Source organism: Polynucleobacter sp. Nonnen-W13, assembly GCF_018881735.1.
In the GTDB taxonomy this organism is placed as follows: Bacteria; Pseudomonadota; Gammaproteobacteria; order Burkholderiales; family Burkholderiaceae; genus Polynucleobacter.
The window spans coordinates 943,716-963,242 of the sequence record NZ_JACVPU010000001.1 but is presented as its reverse complement, the minus strand read 5'-3'; the positions used below and the strand labels follow the sequence as shown (position 1 = coordinate 963,242).

Annotated in this window: 16 protein-coding genes, 1 tRNA gene and 1 riboswitch; of the genes, 12 read left to right on the top strand and 5 right to left on the bottom strand. The window is 46.8% G+C overall.

Annotated features, from left to right (window positions below):
• The first annotated feature begins 41 nt into the window (after nucleotides 1-41).
• A complete protein-coding gene (locus ICN27_RS05035; RefSeq protein ID WP_216269179.1) occupies nucleotides 42-500 on the top strand; it encodes a RidA family protein in 459 nt (152 codons plus the stop codon).
• On the opposite strand, the gene ICN27_RS05030 is transcribed toward ICN27_RS05035, so the two are convergent.
• The gene (locus tag ICN27_RS05030; RefSeq protein WP_215310191.1) at nucleotides 497-1,153 is read right to left on the bottom strand and encodes an NTP transferase domain-containing protein; all 657 of its coding nucleotides are present in this window, start codon (nucleotides 1,151-1,153) and stop codon (nucleotides 497-499) included. The two genes, ICN27_RS05035 and ICN27_RS05030, sit on opposite strands and share 4 nt — an antisense overlap.
• Before the next feature lie 62 nt (nucleotides 1,154-1,215).
• Between ICN27_RS05030 and ICN27_RS05025 the strand changes: the two genes are divergently transcribed.
• Entirely contained in the window at nucleotides 1,216-2,175 is a 960-nt protein-coding gene (locus ICN27_RS05025; protein WP_215310190.1) for an XdhC family protein, read from the top strand.
• Nucleotides 2,176-2,222: 47 nt separating this feature from the next.
• On the opposite strand, the gene parC is transcribed toward ICN27_RS05025, so the two are convergent.
• Nucleotides 2,223-4,568: a DNA topoisomerase IV subunit A gene (parC, locus tag ICN27_RS05020; RefSeq protein WP_370624486.1), complete on the bottom strand. Its 2,346-nt coding sequence runs from the start codon at nucleotides 4,566-4,568 to the stop codon at nucleotides 2,223-2,225.
• Between the two features lie 101 nt (nucleotides 4,569-4,669).
• Nucleotides 4,670-6,658: a DNA topoisomerase IV subunit B gene (locus ICN27_RS05015; RefSeq protein WP_216269178.1), complete on the bottom strand. Its 1,989-nt coding sequence runs from the start codon at nucleotides 6,656-6,658 to the stop codon at nucleotides 4,670-4,672.
• Nucleotides 6,659-6,736: 78 nt separating this feature from the next.
• On the opposite strand from ICN27_RS05015, the gene ICN27_RS05010 reads away from it, so the two are divergent.
• Nucleotides 6,737-7,957: a CaiB/BaiF CoA-transferase family protein gene (locus ICN27_RS05010; RefSeq protein WP_216269177.1), complete on the top strand. Its 1,221-nt coding sequence runs from the start codon at nucleotides 6,737-6,739 to the stop codon at nucleotides 7,955-7,957.
• Here the strand turns inward: ICN27_RS05010 and ICN27_RS05005 are convergent.
• Nucleotides 7,954-8,961: a tripartite tricarboxylate transporter substrate binding protein gene (locus ICN27_RS05005; RefSeq protein ID WP_216269176.1), complete on the bottom strand. Its 1,008-nt coding sequence runs from the start codon at nucleotides 8,959-8,961 to the stop codon at nucleotides 7,954-7,956. The genes ICN27_RS05010 and ICN27_RS05005 overlap by 4 nt on opposite strands.
• Nucleotides 8,962-8,986: 25 nt before the next feature.
• Entirely contained in the window at nucleotides 8,987-10,468 is a 1,482-nt protein-coding gene (locus tag ICN27_RS05000) for an NAD-dependent succinate-semialdehyde dehydrogenase (RefSeq protein WP_216269175.1), read from the bottom strand.
• 150 nt (nucleotides 10,469-10,618) lie between these two features.
• On the opposite strand from ICN27_RS05000, the gene ICN27_RS04995 reads away from it, so the two are divergent.
• The 9 genes from ICN27_RS04995 to thiE all read left to right on the top strand — a co-directional run bounded on the left by ICN27_RS04995 (nucleotide 10,619) and on the right by thiE (nucleotide 19,515).
• Nucleotides 10,619-11,608: an NADP-dependent oxidoreductase gene (locus tag ICN27_RS04995; protein ID WP_216269174.1), complete on the top strand. Its 990-nt coding sequence runs from the start codon at nucleotides 10,619-10,621 to the stop codon at nucleotides 11,606-11,608.
• A gap of 26 nt (nucleotides 11,609-11,634) precedes the next feature.
• Nucleotides 11,635-12,870, top strand: a complete 1,236-nt coding sequence (locus tag ICN27_RS04990; protein WP_216269173.1) for an MFS transporter — start codon at nucleotides 11,635-11,637, stop codon at nucleotides 12,868-12,870.
• 203 nt (nucleotides 12,871-13,073) lie between these two features.
• Nucleotides 13,074-13,148 (top strand) — tRNA-Arg (locus ICN27_RS04985).
• Between the two features lie 211 nt (nucleotides 13,149-13,359).
• Nucleotides 13,360-14,211: an NUDIX hydrolase family protein gene (locus ICN27_RS04980; protein ID WP_216269172.1), complete on the top strand. Its 852-nt coding sequence runs from the start codon at nucleotides 13,360-13,362 to the stop codon at nucleotides 14,209-14,211.
• A 74-nt stretch (nucleotides 14,212-14,285) separates the two neighbouring features.
• Nucleotides 14,286-14,392: riboswitch (TPP riboswitch) on the top strand.
• A 40-nt stretch (nucleotides 14,393-14,432) separates the two neighbouring features.
• A complete protein-coding gene (gene thiC, locus ICN27_RS04975) occupies nucleotides 14,433-16,370 on the top strand; it encodes a phosphomethylpyrimidine synthase ThiC (RefSeq protein ID WP_216861223.1) in 1,938 nt (645 codons plus the stop codon).
• The gene (locus ICN27_RS04970; protein ID WP_370624476.1) at nucleotides 16,371-17,519 is read left to right on the top strand and encodes an FAD-dependent oxidoreductase; all 1,149 of its coding nucleotides are present in this window, start codon (nucleotides 16,371-16,373) and stop codon (nucleotides 17,517-17,519) included.
• Nucleotides 17,510-17,707, top strand: coding sequence for a sulfur carrier protein ThiS (gene thiS / locus ICN27_RS04965; RefSeq protein WP_216269171.1), 198 nt, complete (start codon nucleotides 17,510-17,512; stop codon nucleotides 17,705-17,707). Before ICN27_RS04970 ends, thiS begins: the two co-directional genes overlap by 10 nt.
• Before the next feature lie 50 nt (nucleotides 17,708-17,757).
• Entirely contained in the window at nucleotides 17,758-18,576 is an 819-nt protein-coding gene (locus ICN27_RS04960) for a thiazole synthase (protein ID WP_216269170.1), read from the top strand.
• 12 nt (nucleotides 18,577-18,588) lie between these two features.
• Complete coding sequence (gene thiE, locus ICN27_RS04955; protein WP_216269169.1) at nucleotides 18,589-19,515, top strand: thiamine phosphate synthase; 927 nt, start codon at nucleotides 18,589-18,591, stop codon at nucleotides 19,513-19,515.
• The last annotated feature ends 12 nt before the right edge of the window (nucleotides 19,516-19,527 follow it).

Genomic DNA, 19,527 nt, shown 5'->3' with positions numbered 1-19,527 from the left:
AGACTCTTTATTTTCCTTTATTTTTTCTTCACTGAAACTCTATGACAAATCACATTAGCGATCGCCTGAAAACTCTGGGTATTGACTTACCTCCGCCTGGACCACCTGCTGCCGCCTATGTCATGGCTGCAACGACTGGCAATACTGTTTTTCTATCAGGTCATATTGCCAAGCAAGATGGCAAGCCGTGGGTTGGTAAGCTGGGTCTTGATATGAACACCGAAACCGGTAAAGCTGCAGCTAAATCGATTGCGATTGATTTAATTGCCACTCTACAAAATCACTTAGGCTCACTCGATAAAGTAAAGCGCATAGTCAAAGTGATGGGTTTAGTCAATTCAACTTCTGAATTTACAGAGCAACACTTAGTAGTCAACGGATGCTCGGAACTACTCTTTGAGGTTTTTGGTGATGCAGGAAAACATGCTCGTAGCGCATTTGGTGTGGCACAAATCCCACTGGGTGCTTGCGTTGAAATCGAACTGATTGCAGAGATTTAAAAACTAAATCGGTTGAGTTTGTGTCTTTGGATGTCTTCCGGTGTGTCGACATCCATAACAAATGCCTTGTTACTGGTGGGCATAATCCTTACCTTGTCGGGATGAAGATCCATATAGGATCGACAAAACATACCTGGGATTTGCAGCACATCCGAGATCGCTTTATCAGAAAATAAAACTGGATTACCGCGTCTTCCCTCCACCGTTGGCAGAATAATTTCCTGACCATCTTCTCGCTTAAGGTATTCATCAAGTAATGCTTGTATCTCCTTTGCACCAACTTCAGGCTGATCTGATAGCGCGAGTAGCAAGACATCAAAGTCAGCTCGGAGGGATTCAAGCCCCAAGCGAACAGAAGATGGCTGACCCTCTTCCGGCGAAGCATTTCTAATAATCTTCATCGGATGAGCCAAAGCGGTATTTAACTTGCTAATCTCAGACTCAATCAATTGTGCGTGAAATCCAGTGACCACGATGCATTCGACGGGATCAAATCCCTGAATTGCCTTTGAAAAACACTCTAAAAGGGTCTTACCTTCACGGTGCAGCAAAGCTTTCGGATGAGTACCTAGCCGACTGCCTTCGCCAGCTGCCAATAACAGGACAGCTGTGCGTAATTTTGAATCTTGGGTTGATGGGCTAGAACTTGGCATTAGAGTGATAATAAATAGATTGCTAGTCAAAAATCAGAAATACCAGAAATTAAAGACAGGAAATGAATAGTACCGATTTAAGCGTATTAAAAGCTGCGGTGGATTGGCTCAAATTGGGTCATCCCGTAGCTATTGCCACAGTTGTGCAGACATGGGGCTCTGCTCCAAGACCTGTCGGGTCCTGGCTGGCCATTCGAGGTGATGGGCAAGTCACTGGATCAGTTTCTGGCGGATGCGTAGAAGATGATCTGATTCGCCGAGTGCAAACCGAAATCCTGACCAGAGATTTGCCGGAAATGGTGGTCTATGGTGTTAGTCAACAAGAGGCCGCTCGCTTTGGCCTGCCCTGTGGTGGAACGCTGCGATTGCTCGTCGAGCCAAAACCAGAGTTGGCTATTTTGGAGGACATTCTGGAGTCCATCAGCAATCACCAAATTACGTCACGCACAGTGGATCTTGCGACCGGCAAATCTATGCTCGAGGCTGGCAATCGTCATGAGGCATTCGTCTGTGACGAGCGATTGATGAAAACCACATATGGTCCTCGTTGGCGCATGGTCATCATTGGCGCGGGGCAGTTATCACTTTACACCGCTGATTTTGCGCTCGCATCGGACTTTGAAGTGATCGTGATTGATCCGCGCGAAGAATACGCAGAAGGCATTAATCGTGATCAGATTCAGTTTATCAAGGGCATGCCAGATGATGTGCTGCTAGAAATTGGAGTTGACTCCCATACGGCGGTGGTTGCCTTAACGCATGATCCCAAGCTTGATGACATGGCCTTAATGGAGGCATTGAAGTCCCCTGCATTTTACGTGGGCGCACTGGGTAGCAGAATCAATACTCAAAAGCGCAAAGCCCGCTTACTAGAATTTGATGTTACACAGGAGCAAGTTGAACGTCTCCATGGACCTGTCGGTCTATTTATCGGTGCCTTGACTCCACCAGAAATCGCCGTATCGATCTTGGCTGAAGTTATTGCCGTGAAGTACGGCGTAGCAGTCTCCCAGAAAGTTTAAGCAACAATAAAAAAATCCGATCAACTCATGACCGGGTTTTTTAATTCTTAGTTCGCTTTGAGTTTTCCGTCTTTGAGTCTTGGCTCTACAAAGTGGCCTTTGCGGGCACGATTACCTGCAAACGACTTCAAGGTTTTCGCATCAAGACTTAACTCCGTTGGCTTACCAGCACGTCCAGCACCGGAATAGGTGGCACCATCCGGTCCAACGGCGATTGCAGAAGCCAGCTTCTCTTTATCATCCAAGCCCATCAGAATGACGCCTTTGCCACCAGTAGGCAAACGCTTCAGTTCATCAAGCGGGAAGACCAATAACTTAGAGCTTTCAGATAAGCAGGCTACCTGCTTCATCCCCGCCGTGACCTTAGCAGCTCCGAGAGGTGCATCACCGCCTGGAAATTTACTATCAATACCAACAAACGATTTACCGGCCTTATTACGGGTAGACATGTCTGCCACGTTTGCAAGGAAGCCATTACCTGATCTAGTAGAAATCAGCACCAGATCATCTGGCTGACCAGCATAGTAGGCAACCATTTGTGATCCAGCAGCTAAATTTACAAAACTGGTTAATGGCGAGCCATCCCCACGAGCGCCAGGCAATTCACTCACTGGCACGGTATATACGCGACCATCACTACCAAAACCTTGCATCACATCGACTGTGCGGCACTCAAATGTGCCATATAAGGCATCGCCTGACTTAAAGGCAAACTGCGTTGCATCATGTTCATGACCTTGACGTACGCGCACCCAACCCTTTTGTGACACGATCACCGTAACTGGCTCATCCAAAACTTTGGTCTCAGCGATAGCGCGCTTATCTTCCTGAATGAGAGTTCGGCGATCGTCGCCAAAATCCTTCATATCAGATTCGATTTCTTTGATGATGCGTTTGCGTAGAACGGTATCGCTCTGCAATAAACCTTCAAGATCATCACGCTCAGACTTCAGTTCTTTCAACTCTTGCTCAATCTTGATGCCTTCAAGGCGGGCCAACTGACGCAAGCGAATATCTAAGATATCTTCTGCCTGACGGTCACTCAGCTTGAACTCTTTGATGAGATCAGCCTTAGGTTCATCGCTATTGCGAATGATCTTAATAACCTTATCAATATTCAGAAGAACAGTTAAGCGCCCTTCTAGAATATGCATTCGATCATTCACCTTGCCTAAACGGTGCTGAGTACGCCGCGTAACCGTACTAACCCTGAAAGAAATCCACTCAGAAATAATTTCTTTAAGGCCTTTTTGCCGTGGGCGACCATCAGTACCGATCATGACCAAGTTCATTGGCGCATTGGACTCTAGTGATGTGTGGGCTAGCAGTAGATTGGCAAACTCATTGACATCAATATTTTTGCTCTTAGGCTCAAAGACCAAACGCACAGCCGCATCTTTGCTCGACTCATCACGAACGCCATCAAGGACATTCAGAATAGTGGACTTGAGATTGCTTTGATCGGGAGTTAAAGTCTTTTTACCAACTTTCACCTTAGGATTGGTAATCTCTTCAATCTCTTGCAATACGCGCTGAGATGAGGTTGATGGCGGTAGTTCATTGACCACAATCTGCCACTGGCCACGAGCTAATTCCTCAACAGACCAGCGTGCACGAACTTTTAAACTGCCGCGACCTGCCTCATAAATCTGGGCAATTTCTGCTGGGGAAGAAATAATTTGACCACCACCTGGGTAATCTGGACCAGGCATGATTTCCAGCAACTCTGCAGTGCTCATTTTCGGAGACTTCATTAGAGCGATAGCTGCGCTAGCCACTTCACGTAAATTATGTGAAGGAATCTCCGTTGCCATGCCTACCGCAATACCCGATGCGCCGTTCAATAGAACAAAGGGTAAGCGTGCTGGTAACAACTTAGGCTCTTGGAAAGATCCATCGTAGTTCGGTGCAAAATCAACCGTACCCTCATCAATCTCACTGAGCAACAAACCAGCAATCTTAGTTAAGCGTGCTTCGGTGTATCGCATTGCCGCTGCGCCATCACCATCACGTGAGCCAAAGTTACCCTGACCATCAATCAATGGATAACGCAAGGAGAAGCTCTGGGCAAGACGCACTAATGCGTCATAGGCAGATTGATCACCATGTGGATGGAATTTACCCAACACATCACCAACAACACGAGCGCTCTTTACGGGCTTAGCATCAGCACGCAAACCCATTTCGCTCATCGAGAACAGAATGCGGCGTTGAACTGGCTTTTGGCCATCAGATACATCCGGTAATGCACGACCTTTGACAACGCTAATCGCGTAATCCAAGTAAGCGCGTTCAGCATAAACAGCCAGCGTCAAACTATCTTTGTCATCCTCATTGAGCTCAATCTTTTTTGGATCGTGTGGGTCATTCGGTCCGCCTGTTTTCACCGGCATAGGCTTATCCACTTCAACGATATTCATTTCAATTGGCTCAACTGCAAATAAGTCAGCTTGCTCTGCTGGCTTATTACCACCTGGAGTTTTTTTAATCGCCATTAGATGTCCGCCTCTACTTCGTTGCCGCGCTCTTCTAACCAATCACGACGCGCCCCGGATTCGGATTTACCCATCAACATATCCATTGTTTTAATTGTTTCATCTTCTGTCCATGCGCCCAAGGTCACCGGTAAGAGGCGGCGTGTATCAGGATTAAGAGTGGTGTCCCACAGTTGTTCAGCGCTCATCTCACCCAAACCTTTAAAACGGGAAATTTGCCACGCAGACTCTTTGACACCATCTTTACGCAACTTGTCTTCAATTGCTTGCAGCTCGCTTGCATCTAAAGCGTAAATCTTTTGGGCTGGCTTTTTGCCACGAGCTGGCGCATCCACTCTAAATAAGGGTGGCCGAGAAATATGAATATGCCCCAATTCAATTAACTTGGGAAAATGTTTGTAGAACAAGGTGAGCAGCAAAACCTGAATATGCGCACCATCCACGTCCGCATCAGACAAGATGCATACCTTGCCGTAACGCAAGTTCGATAAATCAGGCAAGTCATTAGCACCATGCGGATCAACGCCAATCGCTACAGCAATGTCATGCACTTCATTATTGGCAAACAAGCGATCACGCTCGGCTTCCCAGGTATTGAGAACCTTACCGCGCAAAGGCAGAATCGCTTGATACTCCTTATTACGACCCATCTTGGCTGAGCCACCTGCCGAATCACCCTCAACCAAGAAAATTTCATTCAGACCAATATCTTGGCTCTCACAATCAGTCAACTTTCCGGGGAGAACTGCTACACCAGAAGATTTCTTCTTCTCTACTTTTTGGCCGGCACGGGTTCTGGCTTGGGCTTGCTTAATGACTAAGTCGGCTAGTTTGCGACCGTAGTCCACGTGCTCATTGAGCCAAAGCTCTAATGCAGATTTAGCATAACCAGAAACCAAACGCACTGCGTCTCTAGAGTTCAGGCGCTCTTTAATTTGCCCTTGGAATTGGGGATCCAATACCTTGGCAGACAAAATGAATGAAGCGCGCGCAAACACATCCTCAGGCATTAACTTGACACCTTTTGGTTGTAAAGCATGCATCTCGATGAAGCCTTTCACGGCATTAAAGAGACCTTCACGTAAACCACTTTCATGCGTTCCACCTGCAGGAGTTGGAATTAAGTTCACATAACTCTCTCGCACAGGTGCACCATCTTCAGTCCAAGTAACAACCCAGGCTGCGCCCTCGCCTTCAGCAAAGGAATCATCATCGCCGTTACCAGTTGCGTATTGCTCACCTTCAAACGGAGGAATCACTTCTGCACCGTGACCTGCTTGAGCCATCGCTTCATTTAAGTAGCCGCGCAAGCCTTGGGCATATTGCCAAGTTTGGCTCTCGCCAGACTTTTCTTGAATCAGGGTCACTTTTACGCCTGGCAATAAGACCGCCTTAGAGCGCAACAAACGAATAAGCTCAGGCATAGGAATCGCTGCACTGTCAAAGTACTTACCATCAGGCCATGCGCGCACACGTGTACCGTGCGATTTATCTTCTTTTTCAGCGGCGCTGGTTTTGAGCTTTTCAATCACTTTGCCATCCGCAAAGGTCAGTGTCGAAACTTGACCCTCACGCCACACAGTGACCTCTAGTCGCTTGGATAAGGCATTAGTAACGGAGACACCAACACCGTGCAAACCACCAGAGAAGGCATACGCACCACCGGTACCTTTTTCAAATTTACCGCCAGCATGAAGTTGGGTGAAGACGATTTCTACTACCGGTAGTCTCTCAGTCGGATGAATGCCCACTGGAATACCGCGACCATCATCCTCCACGCTCACACTGCCATCAGTATGCAAAGTGACAATAATATGTTTACCAAACCCACCTAATGCCTCGTCGGAAGCGTTATCAAGCACCTCTTGAATGATGTGCAAGGGATTATCAGTTCGGGTGTACATTCCCGGCCGCTGACGGACGGGTTCGAGCCCTTTTAGGACTTGAATCGATGATTCGCTGTATTCGGATGTTTTACGGGTAGCCATGCGCGCAAATTGTAGTCATGTCTGAACGAAAACCTGAATTTTCCTGAATTACCCTTTTTTTCATGCCAAAATCGCAGGATGGGAGCCTTAAGTCATATTCGCGTTTTAGACCTCAGCCGTGTTCTTGCCGGCCCGTGGTGTACACAAAACCTCGCCGACCTCGGCGCAGACGTCATCAAGGTTGAAAAGCCAGGTGAAGGCGACGATACGCGTCACTGGGGCCCTCCTTTTGCTAGAGATCAAAGTGGTAAAGATACGGCTGAAACTGCGTATTTCATATCAATTAACCGCAATAAACGCTCTATTACGGTGGATATTAGCAAGCCAGAGGGCCAAGATATCATTCGCCAGCTGGCAAAAGAGTCCGATGTTGTCATTGAAAACTACAAAGTTGGGCAACTGGCGAAGTACGGGCTTGATTACGAGAGTTTGAGAAAAGTGAAGTCTGATCTCATTTACTGCTCTATTACTGGATTCGGCCAATTTGGGCCCTACTCAAAACGTCCTGGATATGATTTTATTGTCCAAGGAATGGGGGGCTTTATGAGCGTTACCGGTGAAGCTGACGGCTTTCCAGGGGCTAGCCCACAAAAAGCTGGGGTTGCGATCGCCGATATTTTTACTGGGATGTACGCTACCACCTCTATCTTGGCTGCCATTGCCCATAAAAACCATACTGGCGAAGGTCAATGTATTGACTTGGCCCTGTTGGATACACAAATAGCAGTCATGGCAAATGTGGCTAGCGCCTATTTATGTTCTGATGAAGTCCCCAAGCGCTGGGGTAATGCATCCCCAACGATAGTGCCGTATCAAACGCTTCCAACATCAGATGGTTGGATGATTGTTGCTGCTGGGAATAATGGTCAATTTAGGCATTTCGTCACAGCGGGTGGTGAAGCCCATTTAGCCGACAATCCTCTGTACTCAGAGAATCCAATGCGGGTCAAGCATCGCGAACAGCTAGTGCCCCTGCTTGAGGAGATGACGAGAAAGAAGACTAAGGCAGAATGGATCGCCTTACTTGAGAAAGCAAATGTACCCTGTGGGCCAATTAATAATTTTCAAGAGGTCTTTGAAAATGAACAGGTTAAAGCCCGTGATATTCAAATCAATGTGCCCCACCCCACAGCTGGCAAGATGAAGTTAGTGGCAAGTCCTATGCGACTCTCTAAAACTCCAGTAGAAGTAAGGATGGCACCCCCTACACTAGGACAACACACTGATGAGATCCTACGCGAGAGACTGGGTCTTAGCGCGCAGGATATCCTTGTACTAAGAGAAAATGGTTCGATCTAATCGAGCTTGCCAATTTTTCTGACTACTTCATTCATCTTGGCAATGTCCTTATCCCAAAAGACTTGGAATTCAGGTTCGTCAAGATAGTCAATTGGACTGCCTGCATTACCAATGGTTGAGCGAATGGAGTTGTCATTGACGGCAACTCTCAATGCATCGCGATATTTTTTGACAATCGGCTCAGGCGTACTCTTAGGCACAAAGATTCCGGTCCATTGATTGTATTCAACTGGTATTCCAAGTTCTTTGAGAGATGGAACATCTGGAAGCGCAGCCATCTTGCCTGATCCGGTGTGTGCTAAAGCCCTCAGTTTTCCGGCTTTAATATTTTGCACTACCGTTGATGGCCCGCTTGCGACAATATCAACCTCTCCACTGAGCACAGCCAACACAGCAGGACCAGCACCGCCATAGGGAATATGAACAACGAAAATATTCTGATTCGTCTTCAGCATCTCCATTGGTAACTGCATAGTTCCATAATTACCAGACGAGCTGAAATTGTATTTACCAGGATACTTTTTAGCATCAGCAACGAACTCTGCCATTGTTTTCCATGGTGCATCACTCTTCACAACAATCACTAGTGGATCCGAAGTAATGCGGCCAATGGGTCTAAGCTGATTCGTTGAGTACGAAGCGGTTTTGCCAGCAATCTTATCTGTCTCTGGAATCGTTGAAACAGAAGACATGGCAAATAAAACGTTATAGCCATCCGGTTTTGCTTTGGCTACATAGGCATTACCAATTCCACCACCTGCACCAGGTTTGTTTTCCATGATGATGGGCTTTTCAAGATTTTTAGCCATGCCATCAGCAATGGGTCTGCCAACAACAGTAGCAACCCCGCCTGGCGGAAACGGAATGATCATTGAAATCGGTCTGTTAGGCCATGACTCTTCAGCAGGCGCCGACTGACCAGAAGCGCTCTGGCTAAACAGCGATACTGAAGCAATTAAACAGCCTAATAAGATTCCGATTTTTTGTTTTTTCTTGGAATGCATTATTTTGTCTCCTCCATCTATTTTTTTATAGGCCTACGCAGACATACTTCATCTCGAGGTATTCATCGATACCCCAAGAGCTGCCCTCTCTGCCTAGACCGGATTGCTTGACACCTCCAAATGGGCCGACCTCATTAGAAAAGAGGCCTGTGTTTACGCCCACCATGCCAAACTCTAGGGCCTCAGCAACCTTCCAGATCCGACCAATATCACGGCTGTAAAAATAAGAAGCTAATCCAAATTGACTGTTATTAGCCAGCTTGACAACCTCCTCATCAGACTCAAAAGTAATCACTGGGGCAACTGGTCCAAATGTTTCTTCAGTAACCACCAGCATGGCATTATTTACATCAGCCAAAATAGTGGGCTCAAAGAAAGTGCCGCCTCGCTCGGAAGACTTGCCACCGGTAACTAAGGTCGCCCCCTTAGAAAGGGCATCAGCAATATGCCTCTGGACTTTAGCCAGTGCCTGCTCATCAATCAATGGTCCTTGGGTAACACCAGGCTCTAAACCATGGCCTACTTTGAGCCCTTTGGTAGCAGCAGCAAATTTTTCTACAAATTCATTGTGAACTTTTTTATGGACATAAAAGCGATTGGCTGCAACGCAAGCTTGGCCAGCATTACGGTACTTAGCAAACATGGCGCCAGCAACAGCATTGTCAATATTAGCGTCTTCAAAAACAATAAATGGCGCATGACCGCCGAGCTCAAGGGCAATCTTTTTCACTGTGGGAGCGCACTGCATCATCAGCAACTTGCCAACCTCAGTAGATCCAGTGAACGAGAGATGCTTAACCACCTGAGAATCGCAAAGGGCCTTACCAATAGCAATGGAATTGTGCGCATCGGCAGTCAAAATATTGATCACCCCATCAGGGACGCCAGCACGTGAGGCTAGTTCAGCCAATGCCAATGCTGATAAGGGTGTTTGCTCAGCAGGCTTGATCACAATGGAGCAACCCGCAGCCAATGCTGGAGATACTTTTCTAGTGATCATGGCACTTGGGAAATTCCAAGGAGTAATCGCTACACACACTCCGATTGGTTGCTTGAGAACCATCAGACGCTTATCTTCCCAAGTTGAACTAGGAATGGCGCCGGTTACCCGTTTTGCTTCTTCAGCAAACCATTCAATAAACGAGGATCCATAATGGATCTCGCCCTTAGCTTCAGCCAAAGGCTTACCCTGCTCCAAAGACATGATGATCCCAAGATCTTCGGTGTGCTCCGTAATCAACTCAAACCACTTGCGCAAAACTGCGGCACGTTCCTTGCCAGTTTTCGTTCGCCATAAGGCAAATGCATTTTCGGCTGATGCAACGGCATCTAGTGCATCAGCTACATCGAGGTTAGGAACCTGAGCAATTTCTTCGCCAGTTGCGGGATTGTTTACTGAGAATACTTTGCCTGATTTAGCTTTAAGCCATTTACCGCCGATAAATGCATCACCCTTCAGGAGATTTTTATCTTTCAATAACGAACTAATGTGATTTACTGCTGACATAAATAAATACTCCAAAGAATCTTGTAAGTGGCAAAATTGCTAATTCATTTAAAAAGTGTTGTGGCCCCACGGATCAGTAAAAACCCTAGGAAAATACAACCCTCCTAATCCGCTGATGATTTGCTTACGAAGAAAATTTTTGCAATAAAAATGAATACTAAAATTATTCTCCGCAACAGGCCAAATCAAACTGTAACAAAAGATAACTTTCAATGCATTGACGCTGATATAGAGCCACTGAAGAGCGGTCAAGTCCTAGTATTAAATCAATGGCTTTCGCTTGATCCCTATGTGCGCGGCAGAATGAGTGAGCGAAAGTCATATGCACCCTCCATGGAGCTGGGTGATGTTGTTATAGGCGAAGGCATTGGAATCGTCTTAGATTCTCAGTCTGATCAATTTAAAGCAGGAGATAAAGTCATTGGCATGCTGGGATGGCAGACCCATGCCATCATGAATTCCACTGCGATCAAACTCATCCCTCATACGCCTTTTTCTGAAACCTGGCTACTGGGAGCTGCGGGAATGCCAGGAATAACCGCCTGGATTGGAATGATGGATATTTGTAAGCCTCAGGCTGGTCAAACCCTATTCATTAGCTCTGCCGCAGGATCCGTGGGGAGTGTCGCAGGTCAACTTGCCAAACTACAGGGCGCCAATGTCGTGGGAGTTGTGGGCTCCAAGGAAAAATGCGCTTATGTTCAAGATGTTTTGAATTTTGATAGCTGCCTATCTTATAAGCACAGCAGTTGGCCTAGCAATTTGAAACAATCTGCTCCCAATGGCATCGACGGGATATTTGAGAATGTTGGGGGCACGCTATTTGATGAGCTCATTCCTCAAATGAACCCCTTCTCCCGCATTGCCATCTGCGGACTGATTGCCGAAGGCCTTGAAGAGCATTTCCACAGCATCAATCTGCGCACTTTACTGGCCAAACGAATGTTAATTAAAGGGTTTATCGTCTCTGATCATGTTTCTCGATGGCGGGAGATCCAAAAGCAACTGATAGACCTCATAGTCAAACAAAAGATCCAGGTGTATGAAAAAATCACTGAGGGCCTTCAAAATGCGCCCCAGACCTTCATTGACTTACTTGAAGGCAGGTGTTTGGGCAAACAGATAATCAAGCTATCCTAAGCGCTTGATTTATCAAGAAAGCATCTATGACAGTGCAAATTAGCCCATCGAATACCCTCACACTGAAGAATCTACTGATCTTTGGCGGGCTGATGGTGACTTTTTCCATGGGCATACGCCATGGATTTGGACTCTTTAACCTACCCATCACTTCTGCCAATGGTTGGGGACGCGAAACTTTTGCACTGACTATCGCCCTACAAAATTTGATTTGGGGTGCAGTTCAGCCAGTGACAGGCGCATTGGCGGATCGTTATGGCGCACTCAAAATTATGATTGCCGGGGGCGCACTTTATGCATTGGGTTTAGCCGGCATGGCAATCTCTACTGATGCTTTGAGTTTTGCATTTGCGGGTGGTTTACTCATCGGTCTTGCACAAACTGCAACCACCTATAGCGTGGTGTATGGCATCTTAGGTCGCAACGTTGCTCCCGAAAAAAGAGTGTGGGCTATGGGTATCACTGCAGCTGCTGGATCATTCGGACAATTTTTAATGATTCCCGTTGAACAAGGTTTGCTGTCAAACTTTGGCGCCAATGATGCGCTACTCGCATTGGCAATCATGGCAAGTCTCATGATTCCGATTGCGTTCATGTTGCGCGAACCTAATGCTGCGAATATGCAGCAAGCTAGCAATCAAACTATTACAGAAGCCTTAAGAGAGGCGATGGGCAACCCTAGTTTTAGATTGCTCACTTTGGGTTATTTTGTTTGCGGTTTTCAGGTGGTATTTATCGCGGTTCACTTAGCACCTTATCTAAAAGATTTATCAAAGATATATCCCGATGTTGGAGCGCCTTTTGTAGCAACTACCGCCCTTGCATTGATTGGCCTATTTAATATTTTTGGAACCTATGCCGCCGGAATATTCGGGCAACGCTTGCCAAAGCGCTATCTCTTATCGGGTATCTATATTAGTCGGTCCGTGGCAATCATCGCCTTTGTTTATCTACCTCTAAGCCCAACTACTACCTATATCTTTGCCGCTATCATGGGCTTCTTGTGGCTATCTACTATCCCATTGACCAATGCAATCGTTGCGCAGATTTTTGGCGTGAAGTACCTGACCATGCTCTCTGGTTTAGTATTCTTTTCCCATCAGCTTGGCAGCTTCTGCGGAGCTTATTTTGGCGGCTATCTATTTGATCGCACCGGCTCCTATCTGATCGTTTGGAATATTGCGATTGCCTTAGGTGTATTTGCATTCTTAATCAATCTGCCAGTGAAAGAGCAGGCAATTCATCGCCTTGCTGCTACATAATTTTTTTATGCGCTTTTCTATTTCACGCTTCCTTGTATATGCCCTATCAGTAGCGATACTAGGAATTATTTTCTCTGCATACTTTGCACCAGAGTTGATGGTCGCAATCACGAATCAAGTGTGGGCACTGTGTGGCTGGTAATCAGTGGATAATGAAGAGCGCATTAACATCTTTCTGATAAAACGTTTTACTTTTTTTCATTCTTGCCGTAGCACAATGGATAGTGCACATGCCTCCTAAGCGTGGGATACAGGTTCGATTCCTGTCGGCGGGACCACTTCTCAATCAGAACTTATCCACAGCTTGTGTGGATAAATACCCAAAAGTTTTCGTAAGTCGCAGATTTGTATAGAGTGACCTAGCTTGCTTAATTTATGAGCATCTGCCTATAAGAAAAAATATGCGTAAAAAATGATTGACATCTCAAATTCATTTATAGATTTTTAGATGACTATTTTGGTATTTTTAATTTCTCTTACACTTAGGCCATGCAAAAGCTCAACACCAAGCTCACACCCAGCACCATCGCCGCCCTAGAGGAAATGCTTCAAAATACGGCAAGGCCTGCTCCACCAGACTACTTACCCATCCATTTTTTAGGTGGCTACACAGCCGGACAGGTCATTGGGCACTTAAACCCTGATTTCACAAGCTATTTACAAGAATCCTTGGGTGGGAAACCCATTCCTCATATCAAAATAGGTCACGATCGCCTAACTATTGACCATGCAAGGCCCATAGAGTTATCCGAGAGTCTCTTGAATATGGCAGATCGGATGCGTGAAGGCGGACTGATTCCCGGCTGGAGAAACGAGAATTTTGCCTGGATTGACCAAAATGGCCATGAATACTTCCGTTTAGAACGCTCTGCCTTTCGTGCTTTTGGCTTTCGCAGCATGGCAACCCACATTAATGGCTATACCAAAGCCGGTAATCTATGGCTTGGACGACGTAGCGAAACTAAATCTACAGATCCCGGCCGTCTCGACAACCTGGCCGCAGGTGGTATTGGGGCGGATGAAACCCCTTGGGTTAATGCTCGGAGAGAATTATGGGAAGAAGCGGGTGTGCCACCACAGATTTCCGATCACATTGAGCCCGTGGGTCGTATACACATGCGCCGCCCCATACAAGGACGGGGATTTCATGATGAGCAACTCTATATTTATGACCTAGAGCTAGCGGAGAACTTTATACCCACCAATCATGATGGAGAAGTGAGTGGTTTTATTGAAATCCCCCTTTCAGAGGCTGCAGCCCGCATTTTGGCCGATGAATTTACTAGCGATGCCGCCTTTGTGACTGCGGATTTCATTTTGCGCAACACCAGAGTGGACTAAAGCCCCCAAATTGGGTTTCAGCGCTTGATTTTGATCACCCAGCTTTTAGGCATTTCGTGGTTAAATAAGAGCTAAGGATGAAACAGGGGTGCCCTCAAAAGATTTTGATTGCGAGGCGCTGAGAAAGACCCTATAACCCGATCCAGGTAATGCTGGCGTGGGGAGTTTTCCATCAGACCGTCACCCGGTTTCGTCCATCTAAAAACAGTCAGGAGATGGACATGAGCGATACCAACACTAAATCAAAACAAGAAATTCCTAGCTTAAAAAGCTTAGAGCGTGACTTTGGCCAAAAATTTGCCTACCCCGCCTCTACCAAAACTTACCTAGAGGGTTCGCGTCCAGATATTAAAGCGCCGATTCGCATGATCGAGCAATTATCCACGCGCGTTGGTGAAGAGATGGTTCCCAATCCTCCTGTGCCAGTTTATGACACATCCGGCCCTTATAGCGATCCCGAGATCGTGATCAATCTTGAAAAGGGTTTGCCTTTATTGCGTAAGAACTGGATTGAAGAACGTGGTGACACAGTTCAATTATCTGGACCAAGTTCCGAGTACGGTGTTGCCCGCTCACAAGATGCGGCTACGCAGAATTTGCGTTTTGCCCATATCAATCCCCCACGCGTCGCTAAGGCGGGCCAGAATGTAAGTCAAATGTATTACGCTCGCAAAGGTATCGTGACTCCCGAAATGGAATACGTTGCTCTGCGTGAATCCATGGGTCTTGAGCAATTGCGTAAGAATCCAGAATACAAACAACTGCTTAAGCAACACCCAGGTAAGAGCTATGGCGCAAATCTACCTGACATCGTTACCGGTGAATTTGTGCGTTCTGAAATCGCTGCCGGTCGTGCGATTATTCCAGCCAATATTAACCACCCTGAACTAGAGCCAATGATTATCGGCCGCAATTTCCGCGTGAAGATTAACGGCAACTTGGGTAATTCTGCTGTGACTTCTTCTATTAATGAAGAAGTAGAAAAAATGGTGTGGTCAATCCGTTGGGGTGCAGACACCATCATGGATCTTTCTACAGGAAAGCATATTCATGAAACTCGTGAGTGGATTATTCGTAACTCACCAGTTCCAATTGGTACGGTACCAATCTACCAAGCACTCGACAAGACAGGTGGCATTGCAGAAGATCTCACCTGGGAAATGTTCCGCGACACCCTAGTAGAACAAGCTGAGCAAGGGGTTGACTACTTTACGATTCATGCTGGCGTGTTACTGCGCTATGTTCCTTTAACTGCTGACCGCATTACTGGCATCGTCTCTCGTGGCGGCTCCATCATGGCGAAATGGTGCTTGGCCCACCATAAAGAAAACTTCCTCTATACGAAGTTTGATGAGATTTGTGAAATCATGAAAGCCTATGACGTGTCATTTAGCTTGGGTGATGGCTTGCGCCCAGGTTGTATTGCTGACTCGAATGATGCTGCCCAGTTTGGTGAATTGCATACCCTTGGTGAGCTCACTGCCAAGGCCTGGAAGCATGATGTGCAAGTCATGATCGAAGGTCCTGGTCACGTGCCAATGCAGCGCATTGAAGAAAATATGACTGAAGAGTTGAAGCACTGTCTTGAGGCGCCCTTCTACACTCTCGGACCATTGATTACCGATATCGCTCCTGGTTACGATCACATCACCAGCGGTATTGGTGCGGCTCAAATTGGCTGGTACGGTACAGCGATGCTTTGCTATGTCACACCAAAAGAGCATTTAGGTTTGCCGGATAAAGAAGATGTGCGTACCGGCATCATCACTTACAAAATTGCAGCCCATGGCGCAGACTTAGCCAAAGGTTTACCGGGTGCTCAAGTGCGAGATAACGCCTTATCAAAAGCCCGCTTTGAGTTCCGTTGGGAAGACCAATTTAATCTTGGCTTAGACCCTGAGCGTGCTCGTGAGTACCACGATGCCACCCTGCCAGCAGAAGGCGCGAAGATAGCGCATTTTTGCTCAATGTGTGGGCCAAAGTTCTGCTCGATGAAAATCACACAAGAAGTGCGTGACTATGCGGCCACATTAGATGCGGATGGCAATCCTAAGTCGAAAGTCATTCCAATTACTGCAGAAGCCTCTACTGATCCACAAAAAGGAATGGAAGAGATGTCCGCTGAGTTTCGTAAGCGCGGTAGTGAGATTTATCAATAAGTGAATCACGTCTTCTCAAACGGCAAATACGCCATCATTGGCGCCGGCCTCATGGGTCGGCTGCTAGCGGTCGCACTTGCTAAGCGCGGTGCTCAGGTAGAGCTGTTTGAGAAAGGTGGTTCGGATGGTAACTTAGCAGCAGCTCGAATTGCGGCTGCTATGTTGGCTCCACTGGCAGAGTCTGCCATTACAGAAGATAACGTGGTGCGTATGGGTGTTTACAGCCTGCCACGCTGGAAGCAACTCATTAATGAATTAGCAAAGCCGGTTTATTTTCAACAGAATGGCACGCTCATCCTATGGCATCGACAAGATGCCAGTGATGCCGAGCGATTTGCCTCCCATCTGGGGAGAAACTGCGATCACAATCAGACGCTTGCTAAACCGATTCATTTGGATAGTCAGTCTCTCGCAGAAATCGAGCCTAGTGTTGCTGAGCGATTTAACCAAGGGCTCTATCTACCCAATGAAGGCCAGCTCGATAACCGCCAACTGCTAGAAGCGTTGTTAGTTGAGCTGACATTAATGAAGGTGCCCTGTCATTGGAATCAAGCGGCCGACCCCGATCTACTTCGCACTCAAAAGAATGGCTATGATTGGGTCATCGATTGTCGTGGTCTTGGTGCCAAGGCTTCTTGGGGTAATGCCGGTAGATCCAAAGATTTACGAGGAGTGCGTGGTGAGGTGATTCGCCTACATGCGCCTGAAGTAAAGCTACGACGTCCTACTCGCCTCATCCATCCGCGCTACCCAATTTATATCGCTCCTAAAGAGGATGATGTCTACGTTGTTGGTGCAACAGAAATTGAATCTGAAGATGTCTCTCCCATGAGTGTGCGCTCCGCATTGGAATTACTCAGTGCGGTTTATACCGTTCATAGCGGCTTTGCTGAAGCACGTATTTTAGAAATGGCAACGCAATGCCGACCTACACTCAAAGATAATCTACCGGAGATAGCCCTTGATCGAAAACCAAATCAAGCCGGTCTGATGATGATCAATGGACTCTATCGACATGGCTTCATGATCTCACCAGCGATTTTGGATTGCGCATTAGAAGTGTTGGATTCGGGATCTAGTAAGACAGCAATCGACTTAGGCTTGCAGATGACAGCTTCAGCTGAACAGGAGCTCAGTACATGCGCATAATGGTGAATCAAGTTGCTAAAGAGGTTCCAGATCACAGCACGATTGATGATGTATTGCTACTCATCGACGCCAGGCCACCGTTTGCCGTTGCCGTCAATTATGAATTTATTCCCAAGACCAAGCATGCAGAAGAAGTGTTGCGTGAAGGTGATGAAATGGAAGTCATAGCGCCTGTCACTGGCGGCTAATTTTGTAACGAACATATCAAAAAATATCTAAATAAAAGTAATTGATTAACATGACAGCCCCATTACCAAACACTTTAAATACAGCCGATCCATTGCTACTGTATGGCGAGTCTTTTGCTAGTCGCTTATTGCTAGGAACCTCACGTTACCCTTCTCCACAGGTATTGGAAAATGCTGTGAAGCAATCCAATCCTGGAATGATTACAGTAAGCCTGCGTAGGCAAGGCACTTCTACAACTGAAGCGCATTCTGGTTTTTGGGATCTCTTGAAGAAAATGGCTGTACCGGTTTTACCGAATACCGCAGGATGTCATAGCCCTAAAGAGGTCATTGCTACGGCGCAGATGGCACGCGAGGTTTTTGAAACTAGCTGGATCAAGTTAGAACTCATCGGCGATGACTACACCTTACAGCCCGATACCCTTCGTTTAGTCTCTACAGCAGAAACTTTAATTAAAGATGGTTTTAAGGTCTTGCCTTATTGCACTGAAGATCTCATCTTGTGCCAACGCTTAGTTGACGTAGGATGCCAAGCGGTGATGCCGTGGGCCGCTCCAATTGGCACTGGAAAGGGCCCTTTAAATCCTTATGCATTGAAACTCTTACGTGACCGCTTAAAGGTTCCGCTTCTAGTGGATGCTGGACTAGGCCTTCCCTCGCATGCATGCAGTGTGATGGAATGGGGTTTTGATGGCGTATTACTCAATACGGCCGTAGCACTAGCCGATGACCCGGTAGCGATGGCTAAAGCATTTGCAATGTCAGTCGATGCTGGCCGCACTGCCTACCTCTCTGGTGCCATGACAGCACAACAGTCTGCCCAAGCTAGCACCCCATTAGTTGGTACGCCTTTTTGGCACCAAAGTTAAGAAGTTAATTAAATGAGCTTAGTGCGCGACCTTGCCGATCAAATTGTTGCAGCCCACGCCAAGGATGGGATGTGCTTGCCGATCCCAGCGTACAGTATGTCATCACCGCCACCAAAAATTGATAATGAGCATGCGGCAGATCACTATGAGCTAGCAGGCGCACTGGCATCGATTGAAATGGGCTTTATCGAATGTGATGCTAAGGTATTAGGTAAGGCTTGGTCACGTATGGCTCACCAAGATGGTGGATTTAACCCATTGAAATGGCCCTCTAGACCTGAGCATTTTGATTTACTCCCTTGGACTCGCAACATGAACCCCAATGCATTTGCCGAGTGTCCTCAGCGCTTGGGTTTATATGCTGTAATGCCCGATGCTGATTGGGTTAAGCGTGCTATTGAGGCTGATGTGCCAACAGTGCAACTACGACTTAAATCAGATGATCGCAGACTGATTCGTAAGCAGATCGCGCAATCTGTTGAGGCGGTCAAAGGCAGCAAGACTTTGCTCTTTATTAATGATTATTGGCAAGAGGCGATTGAAGCTGATGCCTACGGCGTGCATCTGGGGCAAGAGGATCTAGAAGTGGCAGACTTGGATGCAATTCGATCTGCGGGTCTACGCTTAGGCCTGAGTACCCACGGCTATGCTGAGATGGTTCATGCAGATCGTTTCTGCCCGAGTTATATCGCTATGGGCGCAGTCTTTGCAACCAATCTGAAAAAAATGGCTACTGCTCCCCAAGGTTTGGGCCGTTTATATAAATATGCTCAATTAATGAGTCACTACCCTTTAGTGGCTATTGGCGGCATTGATGAAAGTAGTATTCATGCGGTAGCACAAAGTGGCGTTGGCTCGGTTGCAGTTGTCAGGGCAATTAATGGGTCGAGTGATCTCAAGGCGGCAGTCAAGAGACTGCAAGAGTTGATGAAAACCTAGTACTTAAAATCT

Bases quoted from the DNA above. Each gene is read 5' to 3' on its own strand.
- ICN27_RS05035 (WP_216269179.1), top strand. From the start codon at position 42: ATGACAAATCACATTAGCGATCGCCTGAAAACTCTGGGTATTGACTTA.
- ICN27_RS05030 (WP_215310191.1), bottom strand. From the start codon at position 1,153: ATGCCAAGTTCTAGCCCATCAACCCAAGATTCAAAATTACGCACAGCT.
- ICN27_RS05025 (WP_215310190.1), top strand. From the start codon at position 1,216: ATGAATAGTACCGATTTAAGCGTATTAAAAGCTGCGGTGGATTGGCTC.
- parC (WP_370624486.1), bottom strand. From the start codon at position 4,568: ATGCCGGTGAAAACAGGCGGACCGAATGACCCACACGATCCAAAAAAG.
- ICN27_RS05015 (WP_216269178.1), bottom strand. From the start codon at position 6,658: ATGGCTACCCGTAAAACATCCGAATACAGCGAATCATCGATTCAAGTC.
- ICN27_RS05010 (WP_216269177.1), top strand. From the start codon at position 6,737: ATGGGAGCCTTAAGTCATATTCGCGTTTTAGACCTCAGCCGTGTTCTT.
- ICN27_RS05005 (WP_216269176.1), bottom strand. From the start codon at position 8,961: ATGCATTCCAAGAAAAAACAAAAAATCGGAATCTTATTAGGCTGTTTA.
- ICN27_RS05000 (WP_216269175.1), bottom strand. From the start codon at position 10,468: ATGTCAGCAGTAAATCACATTAGTTCGTTATTGAAAGATAAAAATCTC.
- ICN27_RS04995 (WP_216269174.1), top strand. From the start codon at position 10,619: ATGAATACTAAAATTATTCTCCGCAACAGGCCAAATCAAACTGTAACA.
- ICN27_RS04990 (WP_216269173.1), top strand. From the start codon at position 11,635: ATGACAGTGCAAATTAGCCCATCGAATACCCTCACACTGAAGAATCTA.
- ICN27_RS04980 (WP_216269172.1), top strand. From the start codon at position 13,360: ATGCAAAAGCTCAACACCAAGCTCACACCCAGCACCATCGCCGCCCTA.
- thiC (WP_216861223.1), top strand. From the start codon at position 14,433: ATGAGCGATACCAACACTAAATCAAAACAAGAAATTCCTAGCTTAAAA.
- thiS (WP_216269171.1), top strand. From the start codon at position 17,510: ATGCGCATAATGGTGAATCAAGTTGCTAAAGAGGTTCCAGATCACAGC.
- ICN27_RS04960 (WP_216269170.1), top strand. From the start codon at position 17,758: ATGACAGCCCCATTACCAAACACTTTAAATACAGCCGATCCATTGCTA.
- thiE (WP_216269169.1), top strand. From the start codon at position 18,589: ATGAGCTTAGTGCGCGACCTTGCCGATCAAATTGTTGCAGCCCACGCC.